Below are 12,837 nucleotides of genomic sequence, written 5' to 3'. Positions count from 1 at the left end.
GGAGGGATCCTTGATGCTCAGCCCGCCGGCCTCGCTTCCGAACGTCGGAACGGCACTGGCCAGCAAAAACACGAGCCCGCAGAGCCCCTGCCGCAAGAGCGTCCCGGTTCTCCGCTGGACTGACGCTTGGCCTCGGATGCTCACGTTAAGTCCACGGATGTTTCCTTGCCGTCGGCTCGACTTGCTATTGCGCCGCCTCCGGCAGCAGCAGGATCAACGTGCAAGCAGGATGCGCGGACCAGCGGTAACAAGCGCGGCAATACTCACCATTATCCGCCGGCAACACAGTGTGCGCGGCTGACACGAGGGGCAGGGGTAAAACACTCATCGCGACGATGGTGCGGAATCCACCCCCCTGCCAGTGAGCAGCGAGCGCTGTTACTTGCAGGCAAATGGAAGCTGGACCGGCGCAAATGCGTGGCACTCACACCGCAATTGTCAACGGGACAGCCGTTCCCTAGGGATACATCCCCACTTCGACCGGCCCTCGCCGCGGTCTGTCGGATGTGCGGTCAGCCGCGGGCCGCGCCCGAGAGTCAGCGCGCGCCCGGCGCGGGGAAGTCTTGCGAGGCGTCGTCGAGCACCAGTACCCAATCCAGCGACTCGCCCGGATCCGGCGGGACGAACCGATGCGTATCGGCCCGGGCGATCTGCCCGGCCGCGGTCGCCGCCCCGGTGCGTGGACTAAACCACCACACGTTGAGCCGTTCTCCGGTCAGCAAGCTGGTCTTCACCGTGAACGGCCGGCCCACCGGCACATAGATCGCCGCCCACGAGCCGGAGCGATCGCGCGTTCCGACCATCCGGTAACGCCCCGCGCCCGGAACCGCTGTGGCGGGTTCATCCGACACGATCAGCGCATCATCCGGAATCCGCGTGAGCACCGGCCGTGACTCCAGCAATCGCCGCGCATGCTGCATCTGCCCGGCCCCCGGCTGCTGCAACGCCGCGCGCCACGACAGCAAGGGCATGTTCACCGGCTCCCGCTCCGGCGCCGCCATCTGCCAGACAGAATGGTGACCGTAGGTGTGCCCACACGCGCCGCTGAACAAGTCCCAGTAAAGCGCGCGCCGGCAGTCGGCGGCGACCGAGTGCCCGTTCTTCGGCGCGTCGAACTCGATCGGGTGATCCTCGTAGATCGGTTCGCCATCGATGACCGGTTTCGTCGGCGACAAATCGTAATCTGCGCGGGTGCCGACGTAACGCAGCGAATTCACCTCGTGACCATTCTGCCGCATATTGAAATCGAGCCACCCGGCTCCATGAAACCAGCGCGACGAGCTGTCGCCGCCGCGCGGGTGAAACGTGATCAGGTGGGCCCCGCCGTCGCCTCGCCGCAGTCCGCGCACCATCGCCTCGATGATTTGCCGGTGCGTGTCGTTTTCGATCGGTCGATCTCCGCCCAGAATCCAAATCACCGGCTTGTCGCGGTAGCGTCGGCCAATCCACTCGCCATACCACTCCGCATTCTCGGGTGTGAAGATCACCGGGCCCTTGCCCCACTTTGCCAGGTTCCACTTGTCGCCCCATGTCGGCAACAGCCCGATGAACATCCCGCGCTGCGCCGCTTCATCGACAATCGCGTCGACGTGATCCCAATAATCGTTGTTCGGCCCCGGCTGCTCCGCCGGCCGCGTCGGATCGTCATCGATCAGCGGCAGGTGTCCATAGGCATTCGGCGTGTGCAGCCCGTCCAGCTCCGCCAGCGCCACCGCCTGAATCACGGTAAACCCCTTCACCGCGCGATCGTCGAGATACTCGCGTGCCTCGTCGATCTTCAGCCGGTGGAAGAGCTCCCACGCCGTGTCGGCCAGGTAAAAAAATGGCCGGCCATCTTCGTAGACGAGAAACCGCTGAGTCGTCGGATCTACCTTGAGTCGCGGCGCCGCCGCTTGCGCCACCGCGGCGCTCGCCGCAATCACGGCGCACACGCATGTCGCAGCCCAGCAAGTTGCAGCCAGAGCCCGGAGCGTGCGGTGAGCCGCGTCCGCAGCGGCGACAGGTGAAATGGAAATCATGGAGAAAGCAGGTTGGCAGCACAAGCGACGTCGCCCGGCCGGAGGCATTTCGAGCAACCGAACCGCCGCTGTCCACTGCAGGATGAGCGAAGCGAGGCCACGCTCCCACCCCCCGAGGATCGCGTCGCGCCCTTTAGAAACGCGGTATGCTAAAAGTTCGCAAGCAGCGTCCGTCCGTCCGACCCTCGCGTTCAGCACGCCCTCACGCTAGCCATGTCTCATGCCCTCTGCGTTGCTCCGGTTGCTCTGTCCCCCGCTCTTCTCCGTACGGTTTTACGCGCGTTCATCGTCAGCCTCGCGGCCATCGTCGTGTCTTCCTCCACGCCCTCCTCTCTCTCCGCCGCCGCGGCTGCGACGCCGCGCCACACCACCGCCGCGCTGACTACCGAGTATCAGACGGATCCGGTCGGCATTGACGTCGCGCGTCCGCGGCTGAGCTGGCAATTGCGGTCCGACGCGCGCGGACTCACTCAAGCCGCCTACCAGATCCAAGTCGCGCTCGGCATGGACGCGCTTGCCCGCGGCGATCTGTTCTGGGATTCCGGCAAGATCGCGTCCGATCAATCCGTTCAAGTGGACTACGCCGGCCCGGTCCTCTCCTCGAGCCAGCGCTACATCTGGCGGGTGCGCACGTGGAATCGGAGCGGCGAAGCCTCCGACTGGAGCGCCCCGGCGTTTTGGGAAATGGGCCTGCTGCGGCCGTCCGACTGGTCCGCTGCGTGGATCACGCCGGCGTGGGACGAAGACACGAGCAAATCGAACCCCGCTCCGCTGCTGCGCAAGGAATTCGCCGTCGAGGGCGAGATTCGCGACGCACGACTCTATGTTACGAGCCTCGGGCTCTACGAGGCCGAGCTCAACGGCCAGCGCGTCGGCGACGCGGTGCTCACACCGGGTTGGACGAGCTACGATCACCGGCTCGTCTATCAAACCTACGACGTCACCTCGCAGTTGAAATCCGGCGCCAACGCGCTTGGCGTCACGCTCGGCAACGGCTGGTATCGTGGGCCGCTCACATGGGACCTCGAGCGCAACACCTACGGCGACCGCGTCGCGTTGCTCGCGCAGCTGCGGATCACCTACGCCGACGGTCGCATCCAAACCATCGCCAGCGACGCGTCCTGGAAAGCCTCCACCGGGCCGATCCTCCTCTCTGAGATCTATGCCGGCGAATGCTACGACGCGCGGCTGAAAAAATCCGGCTGGAGTCAGCCCGGCTATGATGACCGCGATTGGTCGGCCGTGCGCGTGCTCGATCACCGCAAGGACATCCTCGTCGCACCGCTGAGCCCGCCGATGCGCCGGATCGAGGAGATCAAGCCCGTGGCGATCCTGCACACGCCCGCCGGCGAAACGGTGATCGATTTTGGCCAGAACATGGTCGGCTGGGTTCGCCTGAAAGTTCACGGTCCGGCTGGCACGACCGTGACGCTCCGGCACGCCGAGGTGCTCGACAAGGCCGGCAACTTTTACACCGCGAACCTGCGCCACGCTGCACAGCAGATCGACTACACGCTCAGCGGTCGCGGCGACGAAACCTTCGAGCCGCATTTCACCTTCCAGGGCTTTCGCTACGTCGCGGTGCAGGGTTGGCCCGGCGAGCCGTCGCTCGAATCGTTCACCGGGATCGTCGTGCATTCGGACCTGCCGCGCACCGGACATTGGGAGAGCTCGAACGCGCGGCTAAACCAGCTTCAGCACAACATTCTCTGGGGGCAGAAGGGAAACTTCGTCGACGTGCCCACCGACTGCCCGCAACGCGACGAAAGGCTCGGCTGGACCGGCGACGCACAGGTGTTTGCGCGCACGGCGGCGTTCAACCTGAACGTCGTGGGCTTTTTCACCAAATGGCTGCGCGATGTCGCGGCGGACCAGAAGCCGAGTGGCGCCGTGCCGTTCGTGATTCCCGACGTGCTCTCGCGGAACAAAGAGACCGAAGGCTCCTCCGGCTGGAGCGATGTCGCGACGATCGCGCCGTGGACATTGTATCTCGTTTACGGTGACCGCCGCGCGCTCGAGACGCAGTATCCGAGCATGAAGGCGTGGGTGGAATTTATTCGCACCCGCGCGAAGGGCGACCTCTGGACCACCGGCTGGCACTTCGGCGACTGGCTCAGCTACGCCACCACCTCGCCCGATTACCCCGGCGCAACGACCGGCAAAGATCTGATCGCGTCAGCGTTTTACGCGCACTCGGCCGATCTGCTCTCGAAGGCGGCCACAGTGCTGGGCAAAGCCGACGACGCGCGCACCTACACCGAGCTTTTCGAGCGGATCAAGGTCGCGTTCAACCGCGAGTTCGTCACGCCGTCGGGCCGCGTGGGCGAAGCCACCCAGACCGCTTACGTGCTCGCGCTGCAGTTTGACCTCTTACCCGAAGACAAGCGCCCCGAGGCGGCGCGCCGGCTCGCGGCCGACGTCAAACGTTTCGGCAATCACCTCACCACCGGATTCCTTGGCACGCCGTATCTTTGCCGCGTATTGAGCGATCACGGCCAACTCGACACCGCTTACGCGCTCCTGAACCAGGACACTTATCCGTCCTGGCTCTATCCCGTGAGCCAGGGCGCCACGACCATCTGGGAACGCTGGGACGGCATCAAGCCGGACGGCACGTTCCAGGACGCGGGCATGAACTCCTTCAACCACTATGCCTACGGTGCCATTGGCGACTGGATGTATAGCGTCGTCGCCGGCATCGACATCGATCCCGCGGCGCCCGGATATAAACACCTGCTGATTCAGCCGCGTCCCGGCGGCGGGCTCACCGACGTGCGCGCGCGGCTTGAGACCCAATACGGCCAAGTCGCGTCCGCCTGGAAGCTCGCCGATGGGCACCTCGAACTCGTGGTCGAAATTCCGCCGAACACCCGCGCGACGATCCGACTGCCCGGCGCCGCCAGGATGAAGGATGTGCGCGAATCCGGCCAGCCGCTCGCCCGCGCCGCCGGCATTACGCAGGTTTCCCGTCGGGACGATGCGGTGATCGTCGCCGCCGGTTCCGGCGAATACCGGTTCACCTACCCGCTTCGTCGTTAGCGGTGTCGCTCCGGGGTCGCCGACCCCGGATGGAGCCGCGACGCCCTCGTCGCGCTGTTTTGTTGTAGCCGGGGTCGCCGACCGCGGCCCGGCCTCATCCTCCTTCGCTGAGGCTACGGAGGACAAGTCGAGGCCCGCTACAATGCTCTCCGTGTCGTCCTACCGCGCCGCTCCCGGTTGCCGCACGCAACCGCGCAGCGCGGAGTCCACCTTCAGCACGTGGTTCACGATCCAATCGCAAAGTTCCCGGTGCACCTGCTGCGCGGCCAGCGCACTGCCGCCGCCGCTCAGCCGCGTCTTGGCGCGCTCGAGCATTTCCAGAAACCGCCGATGGGCGGTCTTGTTCGTCTCGGCCATCACGCACTGGTGCCGGTGCATGCACCCTTCCTCATAAGTGAAATGCGTGGCGGCGTAGGTGCGAAGCCCCTCCAGCGTGTCGCTGATCACCTTCGAACCGCGACCTTTCGTGATCGCTTCCTCGAGTTCGTTGAGCATCGCCACGAGCCGCCGGTGATCCTGATCCACGCGCGCCTCGCCGGTTTCATAGGTAGCAGACCAAGCAATCATTGCCTCGATTTCGGCGCGCCCAGACGCGAACTGTAGGCGACCTCAGCCCTAGTAGCAGCAACCCGCCCTCGCGAAAGTCAGTCTGATTTCGCCAGCATGCCGCGTTCGGCTCTCGACACCGGCGGTGCCATCGCCGGTGAGCGCGCCCCTCCGGAGCGCACGCTCCGCAAACGCTCACTCAAGCCGCATTGGCAACGCGCTCCACCGACCTGTGTGGCACTGGTCAGAGACCGGCGCCACCCAACCACCCACGGCGTTTCCTCCAACTCACTTCGCCACCGTCGCGCGCTCCGCAAACAGCCCGAGATCGATCGCGTCCGCCATGATCTGATAGCCGGCCGCCGACGGATGCAGGTGATCACCGCCGTCCACCGCCGGCGCCAGCCGCGCCGGGTGCTCGGGATCGCGCGTCACCGCATCGAAGTCGATCACGCCGTCGAACTCGCCGCTGCTGCGGATCCAGGCGTTCACCGCCTGCCGGTCGGCTTCGCTCTCGGGCGTCGAATAGGACGTGAACCCCTCGAACGCCATGATCGTCGCTCCGATGACCTGGATCCCGTGGCTGTGGGCCCGAACGATCATCTGCCGCAATGCGGCGATGATGTCCTGCGCCGTTGCCGTCGGCTCGCCTCTGGCGCGCGCGCCCACCGCCGTGCCTATGTCGTTCACCCCTTCGAAAATCACCAGCCAACGCGCGCCCGGCACCGCGATCACGTCGCGGTCAAACCGCCGCAGCGCGCTGTCCCCCAACCCATCGCGCAGGATGCGTCCGCCGCCCGCGCCCTGGTTCAGCACGGAAAGCCTCGCCGTCGCGGGATTCGCGTGCAGCCGGCGCGCGAGCAGGTTCGGCCAACGGTCGTTCTTGTTCGTGGTCGAGCCGCGTCCGTCCGTGATCGAGTCGCCGACCACCACGATCGCTCCCGCCGCCGGATCCGACAACGTCTCCACCGCCGCGAGCAGATACCAGTGATCCGTCTTCGCCGCGTCCGGCAGATCGGCCACCGCCAGCGCCGCGCCCGGCGAGATGAACGACGTGGTGCGCGAACCCGGATGTCCGGTGAGATTCGCCGGCACCGACGTCGTGTGCACGCTGACGGCGAGGTTTTCAAATGGCTCGACCTGAAACGGCACCTCGTCCGAAACGACCATCGTGCCCGGTAGCACCGTGACCGCCGGTGCACCATTGAAACTCAGCGCGCGATCGCTCGCCGGATCGATGGCGGCGGCGCCGTGCGATTTCGCCACGTGCGCGCCGGCAATCACCAGCGGTTTCTCGCCATACTGATTGGAGAACGTCAGCCGCACGCGCGTCCCTGCCAGCGTCGGCTGCACGATTTGTCTCAGCGTTTGCCCGTCGAGTCCGGGCGCCGGCGGCATGTTGTGTGGCTCGGTCAGCTGTTGCGCCGACACCCAGGTCGCGACCCAGCGGTTGGCCTGCGCCGTCGCGCTCGCGGACGCAACCAGGCCCACCGCGAAGAAGCCATGTAGCACAACGAGGAGTAGGAAACGCTTCATAGATTGAGTTCTCCACAGATGACCCGGTCAGTCGACCGGAATTATCAGGTTGTAGCAGCGTCAGCAGGCGGCGATCGGTCACAACCCTCTGCGCATTCACATTGCTGAACGCGCCTGCGCCTCGTGGCATGGGCGTGCGCAGCCGCGCCCTGCGCGGTTCGGCAGTGGCGACGATCGTGCCGCACGATTCGCGCCGGAGCCGTCTCCCGCGCTCAGCCCTTCGGCGGCCAGGCGACTCCCTTCAACTCGGACGGAAGCTGCGTCGGCTCGACCGGATAGAACTGCTTCAGGTCAAACTTGCCGGATTCGAACTCCTTGTCCGGCGCGCCGACGATCAACCAGAGCACTTCCGTATCTGAATCGTTGAAGATCTGCCGCAGCATCGCCGGCCCCACCAACACGCCGCCATAACGCGGCACGGTCAGTGTCTCCTCACCCACCCGGATCCGGCCCGTTCCCTCCAGCACGAAATAAAACTCCTCCGCGATCACGTGCCGATGCAGCGTGTTCGCACTCTTCGGCGGCAGTCGCCACAGCCGCGCGCCCAACAGTTCGCTGCCTGTGCGCTCGAGGTAATCCGCATTCGGGATACACATCAGATTCGACGGCCGCCAGCTCAGGTCGCTCGGCGTGATCAGTCGGTAGCCTTCGATCGCTTTCATGCGTGGGCACGTTAGCCCGGAAATTTCACGAACAGGAGTGAAGCTCAATCCGAAATTTCCGTCCGCCTGCGGCGGAGCGACCTGGTCGCGGCTGGCCCCGACAGAGTCGGCCTGGAGGGCGGGTATTTCATGAAATATCCGGGTTAGCGGTCGCGGCCCTGCCCGCGAGCCCGAAGCCCGTCAGCCACATTCCGATCCGTCCGGCCGCCCGCGGATGCGGCGCGGTCTACGCTCCGCCAACGCGCTTTTTGCCAGGCTCGGTGGTGGCGCTCAACAGCGCCGCCATGCTCTGCAGCAGCAGCGCTCGCAAGTTTTCGCGGCCCAGAATTGCCTCCTCGTCCAGCTGGTTCGATCCGAGCGGCAACGACACCGAAGCCGCTTCGACGATGCGCGCCGACATGGTGGTGAGCACCTCGCGCAACGATTCCAGCGCCCACGCCGAACCGCGTAGAACGTGCAGGATCACGACCTTCTTTCCGGCGAACGCAGGATCGCTCACCAGCCAGTCGAGCGCATTTTTGAACGCGCCCGGCAGCGCGTGCACGTACTCCGGCGTCGATATCACCAACACTCCCGCCTCCGTCACGAGGCGGCGAAACTTCGCGACCTCGTCGGGTGGTCGCTCGCCATCGAGGTCCGGGTTGAAATGAGGCAGTGCGGCGATCCTCTCATAGTGCTCAAACGTGAGCGTCGACGGCGCCAACCGCTCGTAGGCTCGAAGAATAGCGCGATTCGACGACCGGGCGCGCAGACTGCCGCACAGAGTTAAGACCTTCATGGTGCGTTTCGATTCGCCGCACTTCGCCGAGCCGCCGCGGTCCGGAGGCGCGCAACGCCCCTCACCCGCGATCGGAGCGCGCGACGATCACGACCGCGGGCAACGCCCGCCTTCTGCCAGCTCGCGCCCAGCCGCCGCCTGCCCGGCACCAAGCCTCCTGACGGGCTTCGCTCTTTCGCTCGCCTCGAGATCGCAAATAGCAGGTGCGGGCTTTTCATCGTCGCGTCGTGGCCGAGGAATCGCCGGACTCCGGCGGCGTATCCTGACACAACTCGCACCGTCGACCTTTGCTCAAATGATAAAGCCGCGTCGCGATAAACAGCGACGTTGCGATCGCCGACCAGAGCGCGCTTTCGAGGGTCACTTGGCGCAGCGAGCGCCCTTTCATGAGACCGACGACGAACAGGAGCACAAAGCCGGCCGTGAAAACGGTCAGGAAACGTCTGATCCAGAATGAGAGCGGCATGAGGGACCTTCTTCTGCGGCGGCATCATCGCGCGAGTGGCGACGAACGTTGGGCGTGTGGGTGGGAGAATATCGGGGATGACAAGGCCGGCACAGCACACGGCTGAGCCCGAACCGCTTTCTGGCGCGGCACCGCCATGATGTCACGGGCATTCCCCTGGGAGCGCGGACGCCTTCGTCCGCACTCAGATCGGAACAGGTTCTGTTCTCTCGATTGCCGCGGCTCTACTCCGGAATGACGTTGGCGTGCCGCAATGACCTGCCAGCGGCCGCCGGCTTGGAGCCAGACATTGGTAAAGCGGCGCTTCACGCTCTGACCGGCCTTCGGGTTGTTTCCGATCGGTTCGACGGTTTCTGCACCCATCACAATCGCGAGATCACCGTGAAACCTGATCGCCTCGATGGTGCGCTCGAACCTGGAGTACTTGATGAAGCCGCCCCGCACGAGATTCAGGATGGCCTGCCGGTCCGGAGTGATGGTGCTCTGTGGATTATTCACGATCATCATGGGGGACCACAGCTCCTCGAGTTTCGCGGTATCTGAGGCAAGCACCGCCTTCCGCTCATCCTCCTCGAGATGGCGGATCACTTCCTCACGATTGCCTCCGGTCGACTGCGCGCAGAGCGGCCTCACCAAAAGGCTGCCGCAAAGGATAACCAACAAACCGAGCATTTTTTTGTTCATGGGATTCTGGCCTTCTTGGCCGACTTTAGCGACATGCCACGTCGGTGTCGGTGCGCAACCGACACGGGCTCTGGCGACACGGAAACCCTCCGCCGCCGGCATTCACCGCTCACCCTCGCGCTTGAAAAAACCTAAAACTCTTGCGCGGTTCACCTCAGGTGGTGGTTAGGCCCTAGAGATTCCTGGTCCTCCATTCGCTGGATTTTCTCAACGCCATCCTTACATGCTCTCTCACAGAAGGGGTAAGCCCCTGACGGAAGAACATCCCTCCCCATACGGCAAATGCGTCAGGATCAAATGGCTTCTTCGGGTCACGCTTAAGCTCCTTCACGTAGAGTTCCGCTATCGCATCCCTAATGTCAGTACGATCGACCAACGCATCGACATCCTCGGGGCTTACAATGGTCCATCGTTGAAGACGCTCGCGTATGCCGCGCGCATTGCTGAAAACGTCGTCTCGGGAAAACCAAGGCACGCGGGCAAATGCGTCTGCCAACGCGTCGTCGCTAAGTAGCGGTTCAGCTCTCTTGCCGGTGAGCAGCGTCTCCAACTCCTCGGAATACAATCTTTGCTTCGCAAGCAAATCACCGACAGCCAGCGCATCAGCACCAGAACGCTCGGCGGCACTCAACTGAGTCTCGATTGATCGAAGTAATGCGTCGTAAGCCTCGATTCTCGCGCTCTTGCTCCGCTCCTTTCTGTCTTGGAATAAACTGAAAAGGACTCCGGCAAATGCCAAAATCGAGAACAAAGAAGACAATGCACCAAACGTGTCGCCGAATACCCCTGCTTCCTGCCAAGTGCAGAAAGCCGCCTTGGCGATAACCAGGTAAAGCGCCCAAATAGCAAGCGCGCCGACCGACAGGCCCACGAGCAGTTTCCAGCTAAACGGAGCATCGGGGATTTTCATAAATTTCCGCCTAACGTTACAAGTGAGCCATGGCCGGACGCAGTCCGGCCATTGGCTCTGATGGCTGGTCGGGCTCTGTTTTCATTTAATACGCGATGGTGGCTTTCCGACCAGCGCGGGGTTTCCGACTGGCTCGATGCCCTTCTTGAACCATCCCTTCTTTCTCTGATATCGCTGGCACAGAAGTACGCCACTTTCGGCAACCCTATCGCCGGCTTCGACAAACAGTCCCTCCCACCGGGTCCCTTCGAGCGTCAAATAGCCATCGTAGGCTAACGCATATCGGAGGATGTCGCTCTTCGCGGCCTCAATCTTCTTCTTTCCTTCTTCGACTCCGATTTCCACTCGGTCTGCGACGTAGCGCGTGAGCGTGCGCTGACCGGTGGCATCTTCGGTAAGCGAAAACGGAATCAAGGTCTCGCCGTTGTCTTCGATCGAAAACACCGCGTGATCGAGCGCCTTAAACATGAGGTCGTTCAATTTTAGTTCGTCAGGAGGAGTATCGCTCATGGTCTTTGCCCAACGTTTCAGATCAGCCACGCGGGCCGGGCGAGGATGGAGTTTCGGGTGCGGCTGAACCGCCCGCAGGCGGACGGCTGCCCGCGTTGCGCTGTGGCGGCTGGTTGGGCCGCTTCTCTTCCGAAGCTGGGGGAGGATCAATACGCGAAACGAAGGCGCGAACGCTCTCATGCTGTGGTGCCGCGGCTTCCCGCCCGACCCACGTCATCACTTGCGATGCCTTTTCTCCGGCAAAAAAGCAGACATCAACGTCGCACTCGACGCGATCGCCGTCCTCGTATGCCCCAAACCAAACGTGCAATGACCGTGCGCACCACTCAGCGCGGACGATGAGGTCGTCCGCTTCCGCACGCGCACAGACGTAGCCGAACACTTCCTTCAATCCGCCCAACGACCGCAAATGCTGAAGAAGCGCTGCGTCATATTCTCGCGATCCAAGCGCCGCACCCGACTTGACGCCGAGTACACCGGCGACTCGATCGGGAAGCTTCGCGCCGACCTTTGTCTGTGCGAAGCCAGAGGCGCATACGACAAGCATGAGGAGAGCGATGAGAGCTGCTTTCATGATTGGCCCAACGACCAAAGATCAGCCACGCGGGCCGAGCGAGGACGGAGTTTCGGATGCGGATGAATCGTCCGAAGACGGACGGCTGCCCGCGTTGCGCTGTGGCGGCTGGTTGGGCTTCTTCTCAGTCATGATGAGCCGGACATCCCGAGCTTCTCCTTAATCTCCTGCTTCGCCCATTCTTTCAGAATTTCGAACGACCACGACGCTCCTGGTTTCAGCACATGCGTCTTCGCTTTCTTCCAGAGCGTGTCGCTCCGCATAGTCTGAACAAAATCATGTCCGGCCCAAGTGAGCTCAAAAGGTAGGACATAAATCACACGCTCGCTTGAGCGAGACCGCACTGGCTCACATCTGAGGAGTCCTGCGTCGTGTAATAAGACGAGGTGAGTTTTAATCGTGCGATCGTCGTATCCCTCAATAGGCGGAATCGCGACGTGACGTGGTGACTCCTTCTCTTCGAAGAAGAAAAGGAGCTTCCGGACCAGATCCATATCACGCTTCATAAATTCTTTGCCCAACGACCCAAGATCAGCCACGCGGGCCGAGCGAGGCTGGAGTTTCGGATGCCGGTGAATCGTCCGACGACGGACGGCTGCCCGCGTTGCGCTGTGGCGGCTGGTTCGCCTCTTCTTCTCCGAGATGATGGATCTCAAAAACGATCGTCTCACAAGCAGGAGCCCACTCAGGCGAACCTTGTATTGCCGCGACGAATCGGTCGAAGAAAGGACAGATGTGGTCTTTGGGAACCCGGTAGCAATCTAGCTTGATGTAGACCTGCCTCCCTTTGCTTTCGGGATAGCGCTCCACGAACTTCCCAGTGGTGACGACTTCGATCACATCGTATAAACGTTCCTGAATCCTCCGGAGTTCACCGAGCGGCTCGCCTTCCCAAGGCCCTTCCTCAAGCACGCGCATGCAATAGGACCCGTCCGGTCGAACAGTGACGAAGTCTATCGTGACCTGGCGCATCTTTCGGCGAACGTTAAAGATCAGCCACACGTGTGCTTGGCGCGGGCCGTGCGTAAGCACGGAACGTGACAAGCATACGTGTTGGCTGTAGCGCCTGGTTCGGCCTGTTCACGCCGCGAAGGGGTAGAACCATACAAAGAGC

The 12,837-nt window shown here is 63.2% G+C and carries 13 protein-coding genes; 1 reads left to right on the top strand and 12 read right to left on the bottom strand.

Features of this window, described 5'->3' with window-relative positions:
- Window positions 1–536 precede the first annotated feature (536 nt).
- The gene (locus OTER_RS15500; RefSeq protein ID WP_012375873.1) at window positions 537–2,018 is read right to left on the bottom strand and encodes a glycoside hydrolase family 140 protein; all 1,482 of its coding nucleotides are present in this window, start codon (window positions 2,016–2,018) and stop codon (window positions 537–539) included.
- A 309-nt stretch (window positions 2,019–2,327) separates the two neighbouring features.
- Between OTER_RS15500 and OTER_RS15495 the strand changes: the two genes are divergently transcribed.
- On the top strand, window positions 2,328–5,057 hold the full coding sequence (locus OTER_RS15495) for a glycoside hydrolase family 78 protein (RefSeq protein ID WP_202795982.1): 2,730 nt from the start codon (window positions 2,328–2,330) through the stop codon (window positions 5,055–5,057).
- A 159-nt stretch (window positions 5,058–5,216) separates the two neighbouring features.
- Here the strand turns inward: OTER_RS15495 and OTER_RS15490 are convergent, their stop codons facing one another.
- The 11 genes from OTER_RS15490 to OTER_RS15445 all read right to left on the bottom strand — a co-directional run bounded on the left by OTER_RS15490 (window position 5,217) and on the right by OTER_RS15445 (window position 12,695).
- Entirely contained in the window at window positions 5,217–5,624 is a 408-nt protein-coding gene (locus OTER_RS15490) for a bacteriohemerythrin (protein WP_012375871.1), read from the bottom strand.
- Between the two features lie 267 nt (window positions 5,625–5,891).
- On the bottom strand, window positions 5,892–7,139 hold the full coding sequence (locus tag OTER_RS15485) for an SGNH/GDSL hydrolase family protein (protein WP_012375870.1): 1,248 nt from the start codon (window positions 7,137–7,139) through the stop codon (window positions 5,892–5,894).
- Between the two features lie 212 nt (window positions 7,140–7,351).
- Complete coding sequence (locus tag OTER_RS15480) at window positions 7,352–7,801, bottom strand: cupin domain-containing protein (protein WP_012375869.1); 450 nt, start codon at window positions 7,799–7,801, stop codon at window positions 7,352–7,354.
- 226 nt (window positions 7,802–8,027) lie between these two features.
- Window positions 8,028–8,579: an NADPH-dependent FMN reductase gene (locus OTER_RS15475; RefSeq protein ID WP_012375868.1), complete on the bottom strand. Its 552-nt coding sequence runs from the start codon at window positions 8,577–8,579 to the stop codon at window positions 8,028–8,030.
- A 214-nt stretch (window positions 8,580–8,793) separates the two neighbouring features.
- On the bottom strand, window positions 8,794–9,045 hold the full coding sequence (locus tag OTER_RS15470; RefSeq protein ID WP_012375867.1) for a hypothetical protein: 252 nt from the start codon (window positions 9,043–9,045) through the stop codon (window positions 8,794–8,796).
- A 24-nt stretch (window positions 9,046–9,069) separates the two neighbouring features.
- On the bottom strand, window positions 9,070–9,729 hold the full coding sequence (locus OTER_RS15465) for a nuclear transport factor 2 family protein (protein ID WP_044891805.1): 660 nt from the start codon (window positions 9,727–9,729) through the stop codon (window positions 9,070–9,072).
- A gap of 172 nt (window positions 9,730–9,901) precedes the next feature.
- Window positions 9,902–10,639 (bottom strand): hypothetical protein, encoded by a 738-nt coding sequence (locus OTER_RS15460; protein WP_012375865.1) that lies wholly within the window; start codon window positions 10,637–10,639, stop codon window positions 9,902–9,904.
- An 81-nt stretch (window positions 10,640–10,720) separates the two neighbouring features.
- Window positions 10,721–11,179 carry a hypothetical protein gene (locus tag OTER_RS15455; RefSeq protein ID WP_148218142.1) on the bottom strand — a complete coding sequence of 153 codons (459 nt, stop codon included), beginning with the start codon at window positions 11,177–11,179 and terminating at the stop codon, window positions 10,721–10,723.
- The gene (locus OTER_RS25885) at window positions 11,172–11,723 is read right to left on the bottom strand and encodes a hypothetical protein (RefSeq protein ID WP_012375863.1); all 552 of its coding nucleotides are present in this window, start codon (window positions 11,721–11,723) and stop codon (window positions 11,172–11,174) included. The genes OTER_RS15455 and OTER_RS25885 overlap by 8 nt, the downstream gene beginning before the upstream one ends.
- A gap of 128 nt (window positions 11,724–11,851) precedes the next feature.
- On the bottom strand, window positions 11,852–12,244 hold the full coding sequence (locus tag OTER_RS15450) for a DUF2513 domain-containing protein (protein ID WP_148218141.1): 393 nt from the start codon (window positions 12,242–12,244) through the stop codon (window positions 11,852–11,854).
- 10 nt (window positions 12,245–12,254) lie between these two features.
- The gene (locus OTER_RS15445; protein WP_012375861.1) at window positions 12,255–12,695 is read right to left on the bottom strand and encodes a DUF6572 domain-containing protein; all 441 of its coding nucleotides are present in this window, start codon (window positions 12,693–12,695) and stop codon (window positions 12,255–12,257) included.
- Window positions 12,696–12,837 lie beyond the last annotated feature (142 nt).

Source organism: Opitutus terrae PB90-1, from assembly GCF_000019965.1.
GTDB classification, from domain to species: Bacteria; Verrucomicrobiota; Verrucomicrobiia; order Opitutales; family Opitutaceae; genus Opitutus; species Opitutus terrae.
This window is presented reverse-complemented; position numbering and strand designations above follow the sequence as displayed.

Coding starts and splice junctions, on each gene's coding strand:
- OTER_RS15470 (WP_012375867.1), bottom strand. CDS start 9,045: ATGCCGCTCTCATTCTGGATCAGACGTTTCCTGACCGTTTTCACGGCC.
- OTER_RS15465 (WP_044891805.1), bottom strand. CDS start 9,729: ATGAACAAAAAAATGCTCGGTTTGTTGGTTATCCTTTGCGGCAGCCTT.
- OTER_RS15460 (WP_012375865.1), bottom strand. CDS start 10,639: ATGAAAATCCCCGATGCTCCGTTTAGCTGGAAACTGCTCGTGGGCCTG.
- OTER_RS15485 (WP_012375870.1), bottom strand. CDS start 7,139: ATGAAGCGTTTCCTACTCCTCGTTGTGCTACATGGCTTCTTCGCGGTG.
- OTER_RS15445 (WP_012375861.1), bottom strand. CDS start 12,695: ATGCGCCAGGTCACGATAGACTTCGTCACTGTTCGACCGGACGGGTCC.
- OTER_RS15490 (WP_012375871.1), bottom strand. CDS start 5,624: ATGATTGCTTGGTCTGCTACCTATGAAACCGGCGAGGCGCGCGTGGAT.
- OTER_RS15480 (WP_012375869.1), bottom strand. CDS start 7,801: ATGAAAGCGATCGAAGGCTACCGACTGATCACGCCGAGCGACCTGAGC.
- OTER_RS25885 (WP_012375863.1), bottom strand. CDS start 11,723: ATGAAAGCAGCTCTCATCGCTCTCCTCATGCTTGTCGTATGCGCCTCT.
- OTER_RS15500 (WP_012375873.1), bottom strand. CDS start 2,018: ATGATTTCCATTTCACCTGTCGCCGCTGCGGACGCGGCTCACCGCACG.
- OTER_RS15475 (WP_012375868.1), bottom strand. CDS start 8,579: ATGAAGGTCTTAACTCTGTGCGGCAGTCTGCGCGCCCGGTCGTCGAAT.